The organism is Chryseobacillus diguaensis (genome assembly GCF_049220665.1).
In the GTDB taxonomy this organism is placed as follows: domain Bacteria; phylum Bacillota; class Bacilli; order Bacillales; family Bacillaceae; genus Metabacillus_B.
The window spans coordinates 183,522-202,536 of sequence record NZ_JBMKNV010000002.1; the positions used below are offsets into that span (position 1 = coordinate 183,522).

Consider the following 19,015-nt stretch of genomic DNA (forward strand, 5'->3'; position numbering starts at 1 on the left):
GAATCCCGAATTCGGGATTCTTTTATTGAGTCGCTATTAAATGGCAACCACAGCTTCGCTTGCAGGACGAATGCGGTTTTCATTATCTTTATCGAAGAAATGAACTTTGTTCATATCAAATGCAAGAGGGAGCGTTTGTCCAGGTTCTACATCCGTTCTAGAGTCTACGCGTGCAATGAATTCCTGGCCGCTTACTTGAGAATAAAGCATTGTTTCAGCACCCATTAATTCAGCTACTTCGATCACAGCATCGATTTTTGTACCTGCTGAAGAATCGATGAAAACCGGCTCATCATGAATGTCTTCGGGACGAATACCCATGATAATTTCTTTATTCAAGTAGCCTTGTTCACGAAGATATTTCATCTTCCCTTCAGGTATAGCTACCGTAACATTTCCCATATTGAACCTGCCGTCTTCTAAAGTACCTGTCATGAAGTTCATAGCTGGAGAGCCGATGAAACCGCCCACAAATACGTTTTCAGGCTTTTCATATACTTCTTTCGGTGCCCCAACCTGCTGGATTATGCCGTCTTTCATAACAACTAGACGTGTAGCCATTGTCATCGCTTCAGTCTGGTCATGCGTTACATAGATTGTAGTCGTTTGCAAGCGCTGATGCAGCTTGGAGATTTCAGCACGCATTTGCACGCGAAGCTTAGCATCCAAGTTAGATAAAGGCTCATCCATAAGGAATACTTTTGCATCACGAACAATTGCGCGACCTAAGGCTACACGCTGGCGCTGACCGCCTGAAAGGGCTTTAGGCTTACGGTCTAGATATTGTTCAAGGCCAAGAATTTTAGCAGCATTTTTTACGCGGCGGTCAATATCTTCTTTAGGGAATTTGCGAAGTTTCAAACCGAATGCCATATTGTCATAAACATTCATGTGAGGATAAAGTGCATAGTTCTGGAAAACCATCGCAATATCGCGGTCTTTAGGAGCAACATCGTTCATTTTTTTGCCGTCAATTGTAAAATCACCTTTGGAAATTTCTTCAAGACCTGCAATCATACGAAGAGTTGTTGATTTACCGCAGCCTGAAGGGCCTACGAATACGATGAATTCTTTATCCAGAATGTGAAGGTTGAAATCTTGTACAGCGGTTACTTTGTTATCATAAATTTTATAAATGGAATTAAGTTTTAATTCTGCCATTGTAACTTCCTCCTCTATATTAAAGCGCTTTCTATATTTCCTAGTGTAATGGTTTTGCCAAAAAGGAGAAATAGACAAGGTGCACAAAAAAATGTAAGGGTTTTCGTGCACTTTCACGAAATAGGGGGGAGAGGAGAAATTGAATAATGTAACCAGGTAACGAGAATCTATCCAAATGCAGCTGAAATCTATCCAAACACCCGCGAAAATCTTTCCAAAAACGAAATCTGGAGCAAACCCATAGATAATCGATTCAATCTGCACGATTCGAATCAAACTTCATCTTTCATCAAAATAATCCGTATTCGATAAAATCAAATGCACGGCAGATGCTTCTGTAAAGTGCTTCATATCGATTCCTGTCCGTTCAATAAACCGGTCAATCCGATATTGAAAGCTGTTGCGGTGCATGTAGAGCTTTTTAGCTGCAAGAGAAGCATTCAGGTTGCAGTCCATATAAACGCGGAGTGTGCCGACAAGCTCCTGGTCGGATAACACTTCGAGGAAAAACTCAGATAAGAGACCTCTATTAATCAGTCCTGGTCTCGCAAATAAAAGGAGCGGCAATGCTTCGTAAAAGGTGAGAAGCTTTCTGCGGCTCACGTCATTCAGGGCATCGGCGAAGGCATATTCCTTTTGAAATTTGCCTGAAAGGCTGTGATCAATCTTGTGCAGCTGGCCAAGAAGAAAATTCGGTTCAATGAAAAAGTCGCTTGTCAATGTATCGGAAAGCTGTTTTATTAATTCAGGATCAGCGATTCCAGCTGCTTTTGTGTCCACAATGACAGCTTTTTGATTCCCTCTCCAAAACATAATCGGGTCTTCAAGTGTCCCTTTTAGAGCCTCTGAAAATGCGGCTTTATCGTCAAGCGGAGCTTTGGAATAAAGATAATAGAACCGGACACCGCCATCATTTTCCTTGAGCGGCAGAGAACCTTCCTGAAATAAATAGGCATGCCAAGCGGATTCTGCAGGAGACATATGACGGATTTTTTCATCTATTTTCGGCCTGTCAAAAAGCGCTATAAGCAGCTTTATTTCTTCAGGCTTAAGCGCACTCTGCAGTAAACCAAAATATTCGCCTTCATCTGTTTTGAACCATAGATAATGTTCCATTTCAGGATGGAAGCCGTCTATATAGGCATGTTTGTATCTTTGAAAAAGCTTTTTATGCATTGCAGCGCCTCCTTTAAACCAATTCGTACTCCTATTATAACGAAAAAAAGCGAGCCCTGTGAACGGGCTCACTCTTTAACAGAGGCAGGAGGTTCTTCATCCCGAAGATCTCTTGCCTCTTCAATATTCGCTGTATCCTGTCTCATGTGGACTGAACCGCCTGACATGCCTTCATTTATCATTCTGTCAATGTCCAAATAGGCTTTGTCTTTCCCTTCGTAAAGGGTATCCTGACTTTTTTCCTTATCCATTTAAATAACCTCCTAAAGCTCTGATAGCTTTAGTTTGCGACAAGGAAAGAAAATTACTCATATACGTGAAACAGCATTAGTTCTTGAATTTGCGGGATAACCAATTCTTCGTCATCCTTAGGAGGAGCAGCCGAGCCCCATTCAATCAAGCCTGATTTATGGTATATGCCATCATAATGGGAACCGTTAAAATAAAAAGAAATGCGCCAGCCAGGCAATGCGGCCTGCTTATACAGCGGTCTCCACTGAAAATGCGTGATCATCTAGAATCGCCCCTTAAACTCTTTTACCAGTTTAATACGGCATTCAATAAGAGAATCCTTCATTGAACAACTGATAATTTCGCATTGTTTGCTAAATGGGTAAAAAGTTTCTTTAAATGATGAATCCGTTTCGTTTGTATATCTTTTTCATCAAAAGCCATTGGCCTTGAATTTACTTCATAAATCCAATACTGTCCGTCATGGCTTCTGCCAATATCCATTGAAAATTCTCCGATCTCTCCGTAATGCTTTGAAAGAACAGTGCCCGTTTTTTGAACGAGACTTTTTAATAATCCTACATCAATCCGGTCCATAATTGCTTCACTCGGAAACAGTTTTCCTCCAGCTGGTATGTGTGTCGTAACATCCTGCTTATCTGATTGTCTGACACCTATTCCTGTCAGTTCATAATCTATGCCGTTCCATACGGAAAGCACCCTTAAATCATATTTTCTTCCGTCTATTTTATCGGAATGGATCTCTGCCTGTATAAGTTTTTCAGCAGAAGCTGAAAACTCACTTTCTTTCAGCAGATCCTGAAAAGAAAAGGGACCCTTTTTTTCGTAAATGGTTTCGGTATAATAAAAGCCATTTGTTAAAGAAACACGGAGGATGCCTTTCCCTTTGCTTTTCTCTGCTGGTTTTAGATAAACAGAACGGTAGATATTCAGCCAATGATACAGCTGCTGTTCACTTTCTAAGAGACTTGCCGGGGGCAGAAAAGGGAGCAGGAAGGAATCGTTATACAGCGCTTTCCATACTTCCCACTTATGAAAGTAAAAAGGATTAAAGCAAGGGACTCCTTGTAATTTGAGTTTTTGCAGGCATCCTTGAAAATGTTCTCCTTTTTCTTCTTTTCTGGAAGGAATTCTGATATAAACGGCTTGCGGCTTAGGCACATCAGCAAGAGCCCATTTTTTCAAGGAAGGGAAATAAAGAAAGCCTGTTGAAGCCTTAAAGCTTTCCGGTGTCATGACATAGCACAATCCTCCTGATTTATGGATGCTTTGCTGAAGTTGTTTAAAATATTTTCCATCACCGCTGAAAAGAAGTTCTCCATTTTCTGTTTTGGAGCCTGCCAGTATTCCTATGACTGGAAACCTTAAAGTGTTCATTGAATGATTTCCTCTGGCGATTCAATGGCTTTTTTCGTCAGAAAATAGGCATAATCAAGAAAGTGCTTTCTTGAAATGATATCCTCTTCCTTTAACTGAGGATGGGAAAAAATAGACCTGCCCGGCTTTGAATTGGCTTCAAACAGCCAAACCTTTCCTGTTGTATCAATTCCAAAATCAAAACCGATCTCTCCAATAAATCCTGGAATTTTTTCATCAATCAGCATGCTAAGAAGGATAGAGGCTTCCGTGAGCGAAGCTTTAGCATCCGATTTTTCCTTTGGATCCTCATAAAGCTCATCAAGTGTCTTGACGATCCCGCCGCTGTTTAAATGGGTGGTGACGCTGCCTCTGCCTGCAACCTTTGCTGCCATTGCAGTTACTTTCCACACCCCATGTTCATCTTTATTCGTATGGACACGAAAATCGACTGCCTTCCGATTGAGGGTAATTAAATCAATTCCCTGCTGCACAAGATAGTCTGAAAGATTGCGGTGCAAAAAAGAATGCTTGAAAAAATGAGCCAGCGTCGGATATTTGCGCAGCTTATTCTGATGATTTTGATCCTTATAGCGGGAATAATAAAAATCCTGCTCTGCTTGATGAATGAGCTGAAAAACACCAAGTCCAAGACTGCCGTTGGCCGGTTTTAAATACACACTATTATACTTTTCTAAAAGATCCTCAATTTTCCCTGTTGATGGAGCAAGATAGGTTTCCGGCAGGTAGGTGCTTGCAGCAGGATTATCCTTGAGCATCGTATGAATTTGCCACTTATTGAAAAAGCCCGGATTAAACCAGGGTATACCATAATCCTTTGTAAGTCTTGTTTTTACCTTCTTTAAAGCCTGGTGATTCTCGGCTTTTCTGTTCGGCAGCCTGTCATAGACAACATTTGGAAGAGGGATTTCTTCTTCTTTCCAGCCTTCATTATTGTAAAACAGCCCTTTAACGGTGCCCTTTTGCCAATTAATCTGATGGGCTCCAAATACGAAGCTGAACATTCCTTCTGATTGGTTTAAATCAAGCATTTTTGCGAAAAAGAGTGAACGCTCACCGATGGGCCGGAGCAATGAATCGGTAAAACCTGCTGTAAAAATACCGACGAGGGGTCCTGCATAAAGCGTGTTTTCATGGTAAAGAACTCTGGTTTTACCGGTATAAGGGAGCTTAAGCCTCTGAATCAAATGGGTGCTTAGGCCGATTCTGTTGTCATTGCTCTCAGTGTAACGGACCTCGCAAGGCACATTCACTGTGCCGAATGCGGCCGCCTGAATATCCGTTCCTGCTTTTGAAGAAGAGGAAAGTAGTATCGCAGCATCCTCGCTCTCAAAGGAATAAATTTCAGCCATCTCATTCATTCAACTGGACTTCCTTTCTTTTGGCTCTGTTTGTTCAGCAAAAAGGCACAATAGGCAAGCGGGGCACGATAAAGGATTTCTGTTTGCTCCGGTACAGCCTGAAGAATGAGTTTATGGCCAGGTTTTGAGTTCACATCAAGAATCCATAGAGACCCGTTTCTTGAGAAGCCGATATCGAGCCCTATTTCAAATAGGGATGGAAAAGCGGTCTCAAGAGCCTCCGGAAGCGCTTTTAATATCGTAGCCAATTCATCCTCTATCAAGAAACGTTCTTTTTTGGAAAAGGTCGAGATCCACTCTTCAAATGTTGAGCTTTCTCCCCCGCTGCCAAGATTGGACACAAAAGATCCGTGGTATCCGCTTCGAATCCCTTTGCCTCTCACACACCAATTTCCTGCTTCATCTTTCTGCAATAGAGTTCGGATGTCAAATGGATAACCCCGTTTGTTCTGCAGAGAAAGAAGGGGCTGCATTAAGTAAGTGAGCTTTGATTGTTTTAAGTATTCTGTGAACCACTTTTCAAACTCCGCCATCGTATGGAATTCTTTCGATTTTTTGTTTTTTCCTGAATGATAGACGAGTTCAATTTTTCTTCCTTGAATGCGGATAGCCATAATGCCTCTTGCCTGTGAACCTGCAGCTGGTTTTAACAGGCAGGATCTTTCTTTAAACAGAAAGAGGGATATTTGTTCAAAATGGTTAATTTTTACGGTTTGAGGCATATAAAAGGACAGCGTTTTATGCCGGCTTAAAAATTCATAAACCTCCCATTTTGTCGGCAGGCCTTTTCCAAGAAAGGTTGTATGGGGATTTTTCTTCAGCCATTCAACAATTGGCTTTGATTTGGATGAACGGGAGCCTTTTCCATAAAAGCATCTGTCATAAATAAAGGGAGGAAGCGGCATGGATGCTTCTTCAAAGGACTCTGTCACAGGATTAAATTTCTGCCCATTGATCAAAAGACTGGCAGGATCAATATCAAGAGGGCAAAAACGGAAAAGAGTAAACCCTAACGCTTTGCTTCGCTTTCCGATCTCAGTCGAATAGGCCAGCTCATGCTCCGGATTTACCGTCATGTATCCTAATGTTTGACTCATTACCATCACTCCTCGTGTAAACGGCTAAGATATAAGCCATAATCAATAATAGCTTTTGCAGAAGGCCTGATTTGGGTATTTCCTGGCTGAAATTCTGCATTTTTTGACGGCTTAATATTGGCTTCAATAATCCATACTCTTTCTTCTTCATCAATTGCAAGATCAATGCCGAATTCTCCATAAAGTCCTTCAGCAAGCTTTTCTAAATGCGTGCAAATTTCAAGGGAAAGCTCCTTTAAAAGCTTCCGGAAGTGAAGCCCTTTTTTATAACCATAAAGCTGTTCAAGAATTTCTCCTACCGGGTGAATCCTTCCCCCTTGAGCAAGATTTGCAACGAATTGGTTTTCACCGCTAACCCTTGCAATCATGGAGGTAACTTTCCAGGAATTGGCCGAATCTTTGTGGCAAAGCACCCTGAAATCAAGCGGCCGATTTTGAAATGACTTGATGCAGATTGTTTTTTGCAAAATAAAGGATTCCTTGTGAAGGCGCGGATAAAGGGCCTGAAACAAGTCATTAAATGATGGATAAGCTTGCTTGAAATCATCTGAAAATGTCGTGTAGCTAAGATGCAGAAACGGTTCTTTGTGAGTAATTCTGAAAATCCGTTTGCCCTGACTTCCTGTAATCGGCTTGATGAAAAAATCTTCATGCTCATTTAGAAAGTCTTCAAGTCCCGCTTTTGCAGAAAGCAGTTCTGTGACAGGCAAGAAGGGGCGCAAATGCGGATTCTCCCAAAGCTTTTCATGAACCTCCCATTTATTCAAATACCGATGATTAAAAATAGGAATAGCATAGGCTGACAAAGCTCTTGTCAGGTTGGGCAGGTTTTTTGTTTCCTTGTGCCTCGAATGGATTCTGTTGTGGATCACATCAGGAAGTGGGACCTGTGTCTTGATCCAGCCAGTTCCATCCCATGCATACCCCTTCATTAATAAAGGAGCTGCAGTGAGATCAATGTCCTTTAGTGAAAAGACGTAAAAGCAGTATCCTTTTCTTTCGCAATACTGAGCCAGCTCCCGGCAAAAATCGTGCAAGGATCCAAAAGAAATTTGGTCTTCAATCCATTTTGCTTCTGTCATTACCGCAATGACAGGTCCTAGGATGAGTTGATTTTTTGCTGATTTTCGGATATTCAGCTGCAGTGCCTGTTCAAAAAGCAAAAGTTTTTCTGCTGACTCAAGTGAAAACCGAAGCAGGAAATCCTCTCCGCTTATAAATACGATAGGAAAAGAAGTACTATTCCTGCCCAGCCGGATGTTCACGTTCTCAAGTGACAAGGGAAGCTTCAGTTTTTGCCTTAGCCCATCGCTCATTTCAACGGCTGATTCCGCTTGATGATCGATCATGCTGATTTGTGCAAGTATGCTTGCCATCTGTCTAACCCCGCTCCGAATGTTCCTTAATAATTGGGCGAATGCTGATAAGGCATGTTATGAAAAATGGAAGAAATTTGTGATAAGCTCTTCATTAGAGAGGCACATCAAGGAGAAAGGGGAAAGAGAAAAAGCAAAATTGGCCTAATTATGATAATTGAAGAATAGTTTGTTATAGTGGAGAAGTATGTGAACACATAAACTTTATAAGCAGGAACAGGAGGCAATAACATGTCTGTTAATTTACATGATGCGGCATATGAAATGGAAAGAGGTATTCGCGACAGCCAGGAATACACAAATTTGAAAAGATTGTACGATGAAGTTAATGCAGATGAAACTGCAAAAAAAATGTTCGACAACTTCAGAGACATCCAGCTGAACCTGCAGCAAAAACAAATGCAGGGCCAAGAAATATCCCAGCAAGAAGTGGATCAGGCCCAAAAATCAGTTGCCCTTGTGCAGCAGCATCCGACGATTTCAAGATTAATGGAATCTGAACAGCGAATGAGCATGCTGATCGCTGAAATGAACAAAATCATCATGAAGCCGCTTGAAGAACTATACGGCAGCATGGAAGGCTAAAATGTGATAAAGAGGGTGGCCCTGAATATTCTGGGCCACCTTCTTTATTTACAACCGCTAAAAAGACTATTCTTTTAACCTGTCAAGAAATTTAACTTTACTGTAATCAATCTTCATTATTTCTTATCTATTCTCTATAAGTAAATTCTTATTTCATCATTAAACTTAAAAAGTATTTATCTTACTTAGAGAGGAAAGAAGAAGAAATGATGAACATGAAATGGATGAGATCGATTAGCACCTTGTCACTGGCTGCTGTTTTAACACTTGGAATCCTCCCAGGTGCACACAATGCAGAAGCCGCAGGAACAGATTCCGAAATGGTTTCATTTGGACCCGGACTTTCTGTCAATGTGGTCGATGCCTTAATAACAGAAATTGATAAAGCACAAACCTCTATCGATGGAGCCTTTTACGAAGTGCGTTATCAGCCCTTTGTTGACGCTTTGATCAGAGCAAAGAACAGAGGCGTTGCCATCAGAATTCAAACGGATACTGACTATATTAACAATACTTTTACGCAGCAGCTGATTTCTGCTGGAATAAGTGTAAAAGGAGACAATCGTTCAGCCATCATGCATGACAAATATGCCATTATCGACGGAAAAAAGGTTTGGATGGGATCCGCCAACACAACTGATACAGATAATGCAAATAACTACGATAACACCATTTTATGGGAATCTGCTGATCTGGCAAAAATATATAAAACTGATTTTGAAGAAATGTTTGTGTCAAACCAATTCACGAAAACCGCCTCTCCTTCAACCCCTGAACTTCAAAAAACAACTGTTGTTACAGCCAGCCGCAATATACCGGTTGAAGTGTATTTTGCTCCTGACGATAATCCGATTCAGGCGCTAATTGATGTTATTAATAACGCAAAGTACAGCGTTTACTTTGATTATTTCTCTTTTACTGATGACAATGTCCGTGCTGCATTGATCAATGCAAAAAATCGCGGTGTAAAAGTAGAAGGCCTGTTTGATTACAGTCAATATGCTAGCAACGGACCATACGGCGAGCTTGCATACCTTGCTCAGGCAGGTATTCCAGTCAGCATTGCGGATGTCCCTTATGGCGGAAAAATGCACAATAAAGTGTTGATTGCTGATAAAGGATATACAAATGGGACAGTTGTAACTGGTTCCTTTAATGCAAGTGCAAATGCAAATGACAGCAATAGCGAGAACCTGATGGTTATTCATGACAATCAAACGGCAGAACAATACTATAATGAATTTTTGAGAATCCGCGGGGAGTATGGACGAGGAACCGTTTCAATTAATCAGGCATCTGCTCCTGCCTCATCCATTCAAACAATTAAAGTGACATTGCGTGCACCATCTACTTATCCGATCAGCAAGACTAGCATCATGGCTCCTCCCAAATGGCCTGATCCATCTGCATCAACTGTTACAGCAGTGAAAAGTGATGGAACCGATGTATCAAGCCAATTAACATTTTCAGGAAATAACGTTTATTTAGATACGGCTAACCTAAAAGGGAATCAAAGCGTCACCTTCTCTTTTACAGACTGGACTGCACCATCCATTTTAGGAGATTACAGCTGGTATACGGAATCCATTGCAAGCAGTGCAGCGGATCAATATGATTTCCTTCCTGTTAATTACCAGGCTGCTACGTTAGCGGTTCAATAGACAATGATGAATGATTGCCCGTTTCTTAAATGAAGCGGGCTTTTTAGCACGTTGGAAGGAAGGGACAATGCCTCGTTTTTTCACCTGAACTATGTGAAAAATCAATCAATATAAACAATTAGAAAAATTGAAAGGTGACAGGCTCGATAAAAAGGATTATAATGATGTAAGTGCTTTCAATTAAATGGCAGATGGGGATCTGCCTTTTGAGAGAGCGATAAATGGGAGAAAAATGTTCAGGTTCAATAAGGGGTTTTATACGGGGCTGATCCAAAGCGGGTGCTATGCATCCTAAAGGATCAGCCCTTATATGTGTTTCCCTGAATTGTTCTATCCCTTTCTTAAGGGACATATCTTCTTATTGAGAAAGTTCATCAAGAGAAGGGGGAGCCTCGAGTGGTATATCGTATGCTTGCACTAAACGTGGATGGAACGCTGCTGCGTTCAAATGGCCGCCTTCATCAGGCAACAAAAGAAGCCATTGATTATTGTTTAAAAAAAGGAATATACGTGACGCTTGTTACCAATCGTCATTTTCAGTCCGCAAGAAAGCTAGGAAGAGCATTAAAATTAAATGCCATTTACGTGACGCATGGAGGGGCATTTGTTTCCTCAACGATTGATAAACCGCTGTATGAGAACCGGTTATCAGAGGATACAACCTTTAATCTCGTTCAGGTGCTTGAAAATTATGACTGTCACATCCGGATTATTCATGAACGTTACTCTCTCGGCAACCGGAAAAAAATAACCGAAAATCTGTCAGGCAGTGCTTCAATGCATACAAGCGAGCCATTGTTTTATCCTGTTCAATATGTAGAATCACTTGGAGATGCGCTAATGGATGAGCCTGTCACTGCTCCCAAAATGGATGTGATTTTCTCGGACCGTGAAGAACAGCAGGCGGCCGAGCATACAATACGAAATGCTTTTGAAGGTGTAACCGTTCTGCAAAGCTCTCCTGTTAAACTTGAATTAGTTTCTAAAGGGGTATCAAAAGAACAAGGCCTCTTCGTTCTTTCGAATCATTTAGGAATTAAAGCAGAAGAAATCGTCGCAATCGGTGATGCTCATGATGATATCAATATGATTCTTGAGGCTGGTCTAGGTGTGGCAATGGGAAATGCTCCTTTTGAAGTGAAAAAAGCAGCTGACTGGGTAACAAGATCAAATGACGAATCTGGAATCGCCTATGTGATAAAGGAACATTTCAGAAAGCAGCATCGCCTGGGCTTTTTGGATAAAATTAACGTCGATTGAAAAACTGCCACTAGGCAGTTTTTTGTTTGACCCAAAATGGCAAGTACAGAATGAAAAAACTGACAATCATTACAGCTTCAAGGGAAATGATATACCATGGCCATGGGCCGAGATAATTTAAAAGAGAAGCATTTGATGGTTTTTCCATAATGTACAAAAAGTTTGCCTGAAGCTTGCGGTTAATCAAAAACATAACAACCCCATAAAGATTAATCAGGATAATGGTCATCCAGAGTGAAAAAAGACTCGGCCTGTATTTTTCCGTAAAGATCATAAAGAGGCAAGAGAGAACAACGCCTCCATGGGACAAATAAAATTCGAAATAACGATAATGAGGAAAAGAATACAATCCTAAATCAGGCGTAATCATTGCTTGGATGGAGCTTCCGATTCCAGCAAAATAAAGAAAAGAAAACAATCCCCTGTTCTTTGAAAACAGCATAAAGGCTGCAAGAAAGACTGTCAGATCACTAAGCTGAAATGGCAGAGCGGCTTTAAGTGTCCATTTGTGAAAAAAAAGAAGCCAGAATTGATAGCTTGCTTCTGATAGGAGCAATAAAATGCCAAGCCCATACCGAAAAAAAGAATCCCGTGGTTTCTTCTTTAAAAAGTTTCGAATTAAATAGAGAAAAATACTCAAGCATAAAACGATGAACAGAGTCAGCAGATGGTAAGTTGAGAAAAGGCTAAAATGCTCTCCTTTAACATTGTAATCAAAATAAGCGGGCATCGTTGATCTCCTTAAAAGGTTATATCTTATTTTTGGAAGAAAAGGCTTTAGCTATTCAGGCCCTCCCTATCCTATTGATTTTGCTCTTCTACTTCAGTACACTTAAGGAAGTTTTGAAATAAACGATAAAGGTGATTATTTTGCGCATTGAAATAAAGGGAATACAAGATGAACGTTTCCATCGGCCCCTTCAGAATATTTCCAATTTATTTTTTGAAGAAACAGAGCTTCTCTTTGAGCCCTCTGATACGGAACTTATAGCAGCATTTGAATTTTTCGATGACGAAAGAACGATAAGGCTGAAAGGCTGTTTGCAAGATGGGGAAGGCCATTCCTTTGAAGCGGAGCACAAAAATGATCTCTTTATTTCCATGACGGATAAAGAACGTTTTAAAAAAATAAAACAGACACTTTCCTATGTCTATTTGCTTCTTCTACAGGAGTATACGGGAATGATTCAGCAATGGGGGATCCTGACAGGCATTCGACCGACAAAGCTATTGCACAAAATGCTTCATGAAGGCATGTTAAAGGAAGATGCTCATCAGCGTCTTCGGGAAGAATATTTGATTAAGGATGAAAAAATTAACTTGATGCAGTCGATTGTGGATCGTCAGCTAAAAGCGGTTCCTGATTTATATGAGCTTCGAAACGAAGTGAGCCTCTACATAGGCATTCCATTTTGCCCAACAAAGTGTGCCTACTGTACCTTTCCAGCATATGCGATCAATGGCAGACAAGGTTCCGTCGATTCCTTCCTTGGAGGTCTTCATTACGAAATGAAGGAAATGGGAAAATTTTTGAGAGAGAGCGGCATTAAGATTACCACAATCTATTATGGCGGCGGAACACCTACAAGCATTACAGCAGAAGAGATGGACATGCTGTATGAAGAAATGATGGACTCCTTCCCGGATGTGAAAGAGATCCGGGAGATCACTGTTGAAGCAGGCAGACCAGATACAATTACACCGGATAAGCTTGATGTATTAAAAAAATACAGCATAGACCGAATCAGTATAAATCCCCAGTCTTATATCCAGGAAACGTTGAAGGCAATCGGGCGCCATCATACGGTAGAAGAAACGATTGAAAAATACCACCTGGCGAGAGAGCATGGCATGAAGAATATTAATATGGATTTAATCATCGGTCTTCCTGGTGAGGGAACAGCTGAATTTGATTACACTCTTGATGAAACAGAAAAGCTTATGCCAGAATCATTGACTGTCCATACTCTGTCATTTAAACGTGCCTCAGAAATGACAAAGAACAAACAGAAATACAGAGTTGCAGACAGAGAAGAAATCACTAAAATGATGGACAAAGCTGTACAATGGACGAACGAGCATGGCTATGAACCATACTATTTGTATCGTCAAAAAAACATTCTTGGTAATCTGGAGAATGTGGGCTATGCCCTTAAAGGACAGGACAGCATATACAACATTATGATTATGGAAGAACTCCAAACCATCATTGGCCTCGGATGCGGCGCAGCGAGCAAATTTATTGATCCTGAAACGGGAAAAATAACTCACTTCGCAAACCCGAAGGATCCGAAATCCTATAATGACGGATTCAAGCATTATACCCATACTAAAATTGACATGCTGAAGGATTTGTTTAAAATTGCAGAAACCCGTTCGTCTTGAGCGGGTTTTTAAGTTTTTTAAGGGGATTTTGATGAAAATGGAGTGATTGTGGGAAGCTTATGGATGGGTCCGTGCAGCTAGGTGTATTATTGCTTTAAATTCACTTAAATGAATGAAGAAACAACAAAGTTTAAGAATAGAGCCTTCTGAAAAAATATACCCCTCTAGAACAGGAGAAAGCGATTTCGAAATTGAAAGAATAAAGCAGAGGAAAAACTCGCCTATACAACCAACAAGGAGGCCCCATATATGAATACAATCAATCTTTCATTTGAAGATAGAGTTGCATACCTCGAATTGAACAGGCCTGAATCCATTAATGCCATGAACGAAGAAATGCTGCGCGAGCTTTTGGCTGCTTTGCAGGAAGTGAAGGAAAGCAGTGCTGATGTGCTTATTTTATCAGGAAGCGGGAAAGGTTTCTCAGCTGGCGGCGATATTAAAACGATGCTGAATAATATGGATGAAGCGGCATTTTCCCCAGTTATGAAAGTAATATCAGATATTGCGCTGACCCTTTATACGCTGCCGAAGCTTACGATCAGTGCCATCCATGGCCCAGCTGCGGGACTAGGATTTAGTCTTGCTCTAGCAACGGATTACATTATCGCTCATCAGACTGCTACTCTTTCAATGAATTTTATCGGAATTGGCCTCATTCCTGACGGTGGAGGGCATTTCTTTTTATCGAGAAGACTTGGAGAAATTAAAGCTAAGAGACTGATTTGGAACGGAGAAAGGCTGACAGCTGAATCAGCTTATGATATGGGGCTTGTTGACCGCCTTGTAAGAGGGGACATCAAATCAGAGGTACGCAACAAAGTTGGAGAATGGCTTGAAAAGCCGGTTGGAGCAATGATTGAAACAAAGCTGATTTATGCTCATCAGCATAAGGAAATGCTTGAAGCGATGCTTAAGAAGGAGCATGATGCACAGTTTAAGATGAGGAAGACGAATGATCATCAAGAAGGAATCAGAGCCTTTTTAGACAAACGCCAGCCGAAGTTTACCGGTAAATAAATAAGAAGGGGCTGATCAATGCTCAGCCCCAAAGTATATTATCTTTCAAATAAAACCAGTTTTCCGCTTGAGTTAACGCAGCGGTGGGTTTTCTTTAAGTAGTTTTTTTCTTCCAGCTTGCTTTCCCCAATTTGCTTTGCTTCCTGCTCACTTGCTGCTTCAAAGCTTTCGTCCAAAAGCTTTTCTCCTGATTTGTCATATACGGTTAAATAAAAAGTTCCCATGTGAAATCCTCCTTTGTTATTTCTCTTGCAGAATAATGCTATATTCGATTGTTTCTTTCCATTTTCCTGCAAGGCACAAGAATCAGCTGTTTCAATGATAAAAAGAATATCTTGGGTTTTTTTGTAAAATCTATTGCCTTACAAGTTTTCTAAAGGTAATTTTAAAAGGGACAGTAAGATAGAATTTTAAAGAGGGGGAGCACAAGTGGCTTTACAATTAGATGGTGTAACAAAAAAGTTCGGCCAGTTTACAGCAGTGAACAATTTAACGCTTGCGATTCCTGAGAAGGAAATATTCGGCTTCTTAGGGGCAAACGGAGCAGGGAAAACAACAACCTTCCGAATGATTCTTGGTCTTTTAAACCCAAGTGAGGGAAGCATTAAATGGAACGGAAAAGAAATCAATTATGATGTAAGCGACCAGATCGGCTATTTGCCGGAAGAACGGGGTCTTTATCCAAAGCTAAAAGTGAAGGAGCAGCTCCTTTATCTTGGACGTCTGAAAGGGATGCAGAAACAAACTATAGAAGAAGAGATGAATTACTGGCTGGATCGTTTTAAAGTGCCTGAATTTGCCAATAAAAAAGTAGAAGAGCTTTCAAAGGGAAATCAGCAAAAGATTCAGTTTATCACAGCCGTATTGCACAAGCCTAAATTGCTTATCCTTGATGAAGCCTTCAGCGGCCTTGATCCGGTAAATGTAGAAATGCTAAAGGATGCGGTTATTGATCTGAAAGAAAAGGGCACATCGATTGTTTTTTCGAGTCACAGAATGGAGCATGTAGAGGAGCTTTGCAATTTTCTTTGCATCATGCATAAAGGAAAACCAGTTGTTCATGGTTCGCTGAAGGAAATCAAGCGTTCATTCGGCAAGAAAAACATTGTGGTGCATGCTGATTATGACCTCAGCTTCCTGACCAATATGCCTGGGGTAACGAAATCAAGAAAAACAACATCAGGTGTACATCTGCAGATTTCAGGAGAAGAAGTTTCCCAATCCATTTTCACTGAACTGCACAATAAAGGGTTTGTTAGAAAATTTGAGCTTGAAGAGCCTTCACTGAATGACATTTTCATTGAGAAAGTAGGTGCGGCGTATGAATAAGTTCTGGGTTGTTTTATTCCATACGTATTTAAGCAAGCTGAAAACCCGTACCTTCATCGTTTCCACTGTTATCAGTCTTCTACTGATCTACGGTGTAACGAATATTACAAACATTATCGGTTTTTTCAATAAAAATGAAGCTCATAAAGTGGCCGTTTTGGACGAGAGCGGAGGAACGTTTCCGCTATTTGCCCAAAGTGCGAAAGCGATTGATAAAGAACTGAAGATTGAAAACACCGCAAAAACTGAAAAAGAATTGAATCAGCTTGTACTTGATGAGAAGTATGACGGATATTTAATCCTTAAAAATGATGCTGAAAAGCTTCCAACAGGCACATATAAAGCAGCCTCTCTTGCAGATTCCGCTGTAGCAGGTACAGTGGAGCAGGCTTTGCAGCAGACGAGAGTTGCAGTGGGTACACAGAAGCTTGGTGTTGATCAATCTCAGCTGGCAAAATTAATGCAGCCGGTAAAAATGGAGAAAGAGGCTCTCAAAAAGGATGCCAAATCCGAAGAGGAGCTTAACCAGGCGCGCGGGCTTGTTTACGTGATGCTGTTTGTGATTTACATGAGTGTGATAATGTATGCCAGTATGATTGCCATGGAGGTAGCGACAGAAAAATCTTCACGGGTAATGGAAATCCTTATCTCGAGTGTGTCGCCTGTTAAGCAGATGTTTGCAAAAATTTTGGGGATCGGACTTTTAAGCATAACCCAGTTTGCACTGATTCTCATCGTGGGCTATACCTCGGTTCAAGCCAATTTTGAAAAATTGAAGGAAATGGGAGGGGGATTCTTCAGTTTTTCAGATATTCCGCCTTCTACCATCATTTATTGTGCTATTTTCTTTCTGCTTGGTTATTTCTTATACGCAACACTTGCCGCTTTTCTAGGTTCGCTTGTCAGCCGCATTGAAGATGTGCAGCAAATGATTGCACCAATGACCTTTATAATTGTGGCGGCTTTTATGATTGCGATGTTTGGTCTTGGAGCGCCAGAAGCACCTTTTATAACAGTGACCTCCTATATTCCATTTTTTACGCCAATGATTATGTTTCTCCGTGTAGGAATGCTGAATATTCCATTCTGGGAGGTGGGCATTTCAATCGCCTTAATGATTGCCCTGATCGCGCTGCTTGCTTATTTCGGAGCCAAAGTCTATAAGGGCGGTGTTTTGATGTACGGAAAATCTTCGTCATTCAAAGATGTAAGGAAAGCAATGGAGATTTCAAAAAATAATTAAGATGTAAGAAAATCCCGGGAAGAGCTCCCGGGATTTTCGTTTCATTTGCAGAGAAACTTTATCTCTCTTCTAAAACCTGCATGGAAACAACCTTATTTGTTTCTTTATGATAACGGATTGTAACGAAAACAGCGAATTGGCGGGATCCGTCTGTCATAGTGATCCGAAACTGCCTTGTAGCAGGATCTTTTTTCAAGCTTGTCCAATAGTTCTGCGTGAACATGACGACAGCAGCAGGGTATCTCTTTTTCGCTTCTTTAATTGCGGTTGCTTTCCAGTCAGCGGAGGGAGCAGCTGCAGCAGCTGAGACATGCGTCCCTGCTATGAACGGGAAAGGAAGCAAGAGGGAAAAAGCGATAATCCATTTTATAAGCATGGATAAACCTCCTTTTGGTTAGCTTTTCCATAGGAATTGTTTTTATTCATTAGTGGGAACGTGCATTCGTATTCAGAAGGTGATAAGATAGAGGAAAGTATTCTGGAAGGTAGGAATGATCATGCAAGGACTCAAATTTTTGCATGCAGCAGATTTGCATTTGGACAGCCCCTTTTCAGGGCTGAACAAGCTGCCTCGCCCGGTTTTTAACCGGCTTAAAGAAAGCACCTTTGCTGCATTTACCAATTTGATTACACTGGCCATCAGAGAGAAGGTTGATTTTATCCTTCTGGCAGGTGATTTGTATGACGGGGAAGACCGAAGCCTGAAAGCACAGCTTAGGATTCGAAAAGAGCTTCTTCGTTTAAAAGAGCATTATATTGACGTTTTTATTATCCATGGCAATCATGATCATTTGAGCGGAAGCTGGATTGAAATGGAATGGCCGCAGCATGTCACGATTTTTGATGGTGATAAGGCTCAATCCATTACCTATAGAAAAAATGAAAAGCCATTAGCTGCAATTTACGGCTGCAGCTATTCACAAAGAGCCGTATTTGAAAATATCACAGGACAGTTTGTGAAAAGGGGAAATGAACCCTATCACATTGCCATGCTTCATGGTGCCGTAGAAGGAAGCTCTGAACATGATCAATATTGCCCCTTTAAAGTAAAGGAGCTTCTTGCAAAGGATTTTGATTATTGGGCGTTAGGCCATATTCATAAAAGAGAAGTGCTGAATAGCGAAGGAACACCGGTTATTTATCCAGGCAATATTCAGGGGAGAAACCGGAAAGAAATCGGTGAAAAAGGCTGTTATATCGTTGAAATCGATGAGAGAGGAACAGAGTTTGAGTTCCATTCTCTCAGCGATGTTATATGGGAAAAAAGAGAGATCGAAATGGAGGGCATTTCCGTATTTGACGACCTGTTTCAGGAGTGCTTAAAAATCGTCAGCGAAATGAGAAGAGAGCATCAGGCTGTTTGCCTTTTTATCAGCTTGAAGGGAGTAAGCAGACTTGCTGATGAACTGCAGCAAAAGCAGGCGCTTGATGAACTGAAGGAAAATTTAAATGAAGCGGAAGCGGATCTGGAATCATTTGTATGGATTGAAGAAATTGAAAACCAAACAAAACCTTATGCAGATCTTAAGGAGCTAGAAAACGATTCAGTCTTTTTCAAAGATCTGCTTGAAATAATGAATGATTATAAAGAAGCAGACCAGGCTTTAAGCCAGCTGACACAGAATCCGTTAATAAGAAAACATCTAGATGAATTTTCTCCTGAAGAAATGAACGAAATCCAGCTTGATGCACAAAATTTGCTGCTGAAAAGCTTGCTGCAGGGAAGGTGAGA

The 19,015-nt window shown here is 40.9% G+C and carries 19 protein-coding genes; 8 read left to right on the forward strand and 11 right to left on the reverse strand.

The genetic code is table 11. From position 1 onward, the window contains the following. Window positions 1–36: 36 nt before the first annotated feature. The 8 genes from ACOT8F_RS03720 to ACOT8F_RS03755 all read right to left on the reverse strand — a co-directional run bounded on the left by ACOT8F_RS03720 (window position 37) and on the right by ACOT8F_RS03755 (window position 7,800). Complete coding sequence (locus tag ACOT8F_RS03720) at window positions 37–1,161, reverse strand: ABC transporter ATP-binding protein (RefSeq protein ID WP_421650198.1); 1,125 nt, start codon at window positions 1,159–1,161, stop codon at window positions 37–39. 279 nt (window positions 1,162–1,440) lie between these two features. Further along, window positions 1,441–2,337, reverse strand: a complete 897-nt coding sequence (locus ACOT8F_RS03725) for a PucR family transcriptional regulator (protein ID WP_421650199.1) — start codon at window positions 2,335–2,337, stop codon at window positions 1,441–1,443. Between the two features lie 68 nt (window positions 2,338–2,405). Continuing rightward, window positions 2,406–2,588, reverse strand: coding sequence for a hypothetical protein (locus ACOT8F_RS03730; RefSeq protein ID WP_421650200.1), 183 nt, complete (start codon window positions 2,586–2,588; stop codon window positions 2,406–2,408). 53 nt (window positions 2,589–2,641) lie between these two features. Further along, window positions 2,642–2,851 (reverse strand): YheE family protein, encoded by a 210-nt coding sequence (locus tag ACOT8F_RS03735; RefSeq protein ID WP_421650201.1) that lies wholly within the window; start codon window positions 2,849–2,851, stop codon window positions 2,642–2,644. Between the two features lie 59 nt (window positions 2,852–2,910). Next, complete coding sequence (locus ACOT8F_RS03740) at window positions 2,911–3,966, reverse strand: YheC/YheD family endospore coat-associated protein (RefSeq protein ID WP_421650202.1); 1,056 nt, start codon at window positions 3,964–3,966, stop codon at window positions 2,911–2,913. Continuing rightward, on the reverse strand, window positions 3,963–5,327 hold the full coding sequence (locus tag ACOT8F_RS03745) for a YheC/YheD family endospore coat-associated protein (protein ID WP_421650203.1): 1,365 nt from the start codon (window positions 5,325–5,327) through the stop codon (window positions 3,963–3,965). Before ACOT8F_RS03745 ends, ACOT8F_RS03740 begins: the two co-directional genes overlap by 4 nt. Then, window positions 5,324–6,424, reverse strand: a complete 1,101-nt coding sequence (locus tag ACOT8F_RS03750) for a YheC/YheD family endospore coat-associated protein (protein ID WP_421650204.1) — start codon at window positions 6,422–6,424, stop codon at window positions 5,324–5,326. The genes ACOT8F_RS03745 and ACOT8F_RS03750 overlap by 4 nt, the downstream gene beginning before the upstream one ends. A gap of 5 nt (window positions 6,425–6,429) precedes the next feature. Next, window positions 6,430–7,800 carry a YheC/YheD family endospore coat-associated protein gene (locus tag ACOT8F_RS03755; RefSeq protein ID WP_421650205.1) on the reverse strand — a complete coding sequence of 457 codons (1,371 nt, stop codon included), beginning with the start codon at window positions 7,798–7,800 and terminating at the stop codon, window positions 6,430–6,432. A gap of 231 nt (window positions 7,801–8,031) precedes the next feature. Here ACOT8F_RS03755 and ACOT8F_RS03760 point away from each other — a divergent pair, with 231 nt between their 5' ends. The 3 genes from ACOT8F_RS03760 (at window position 8,032) to ACOT8F_RS03770 (ending at window position 11,306) form a co-directional block, all read left to right on the forward strand. Beyond that, on the forward strand, window positions 8,032–8,385 hold the full coding sequence (locus ACOT8F_RS03760; protein ID WP_421650206.1) for a YlbF/YmcA family competence regulator: 354 nt from the start codon (window positions 8,032–8,034) through the stop codon (window positions 8,383–8,385). 206 nt (window positions 8,386–8,591) lie between these two features. Then, window positions 8,592–10,046: a phospholipase D-like domain-containing protein gene (locus tag ACOT8F_RS03765; RefSeq protein WP_421650207.1), complete on the forward strand. Its 1,455-nt coding sequence runs from the start codon at window positions 8,592–8,594 to the stop codon at window positions 10,044–10,046. A 396-nt stretch (window positions 10,047–10,442) separates the two neighbouring features. After that, complete coding sequence (locus tag ACOT8F_RS03770; protein WP_421650208.1) at window positions 10,443–11,306, forward strand: Cof-type HAD-IIB family hydrolase; 864 nt, start codon at window positions 10,443–10,445, stop codon at window positions 11,304–11,306. Window positions 11,307–11,316: 10 nt separating this feature from the next. On the opposite strand, the gene ACOT8F_RS03775 is transcribed toward ACOT8F_RS03770, so the two are convergent. Continuing rightward, window positions 11,317–12,036 (reverse strand): YwaF family protein, encoded by a 720-nt coding sequence (locus tag ACOT8F_RS03775; RefSeq protein ID WP_421650209.1) that lies wholly within the window; start codon window positions 12,034–12,036, stop codon window positions 11,317–11,319. Between the two features lie 140 nt (window positions 12,037–12,176). Here ACOT8F_RS03775 and ACOT8F_RS03780 point away from each other — a divergent pair, with 140 nt between their 5' ends. Together ACOT8F_RS03780 and ACOT8F_RS03785 are read left to right on the forward strand one after the other, a co-directional pair. Continuing rightward, the gene (locus ACOT8F_RS03780; protein WP_421650210.1) at window positions 12,177–13,691 is read left to right on the forward strand and encodes a coproporphyrinogen III oxidase; all 1,515 of its coding nucleotides are present in this window, start codon (window positions 12,177–12,179) and stop codon (window positions 13,689–13,691) included. Window positions 13,692–13,940: 249 nt separating this feature from the next. Then, window positions 13,941–14,711, forward strand: coding sequence for an enoyl-CoA hydratase (locus ACOT8F_RS03785; protein WP_421650211.1), 771 nt, complete (start codon window positions 13,941–13,943; stop codon window positions 14,709–14,711). A 38-nt stretch (window positions 14,712–14,749) separates the two neighbouring features. Here the strand turns inward: ACOT8F_RS03785 and ACOT8F_RS03790 are convergent, their stop codons facing one another. Next, a complete protein-coding gene (locus tag ACOT8F_RS03790) occupies window positions 14,750–14,935 on the reverse strand; it encodes a YhzD family protein (RefSeq protein ID WP_421650212.1) in 186 nt (61 codons plus the stop codon). Window positions 14,936–15,140: 205 nt separating this feature from the next. Here ACOT8F_RS03790 and ACOT8F_RS03795 point away from each other — a divergent pair, with 205 nt between their 5' ends. Next, complete coding sequence (locus ACOT8F_RS03795; RefSeq protein ID WP_421650214.1) at window positions 15,141–16,040, forward strand: ABC transporter ATP-binding protein; 900 nt, start codon at window positions 15,141–15,143, stop codon at window positions 16,038–16,040. Continuing rightward, a complete protein-coding gene (locus ACOT8F_RS03800) occupies window positions 16,033–17,283 on the forward strand; it encodes an ABC transporter permease (RefSeq protein ID WP_421650215.1) in 1,251 nt (416 codons plus the stop codon). The genes ACOT8F_RS03795 and ACOT8F_RS03800 overlap by 8 nt, the downstream gene beginning before the upstream one ends. A gap of 58 nt (window positions 17,284–17,341) precedes the next feature. On the opposite strand, the gene ACOT8F_RS03805 is transcribed toward ACOT8F_RS03800, so the two are convergent. Then, a complete protein-coding gene (locus tag ACOT8F_RS03805; protein WP_421650216.1) occupies window positions 17,342–17,659 on the reverse strand; it encodes a DUF3889 domain-containing protein in 318 nt (105 codons plus the stop codon). Between the two features lie 121 nt (window positions 17,660–17,780). Between ACOT8F_RS03805 and ACOT8F_RS03810 the strand changes: the two genes are divergently transcribed. Further along, on the forward strand, window positions 17,781–19,013 hold the full coding sequence (locus ACOT8F_RS03810; RefSeq protein WP_421650217.1) for a metallophosphoesterase family protein: 1,233 nt from the start codon (window positions 17,781–17,783) through the stop codon (window positions 19,011–19,013). Window positions 19,014–19,015 lie beyond the last annotated feature (2 nt).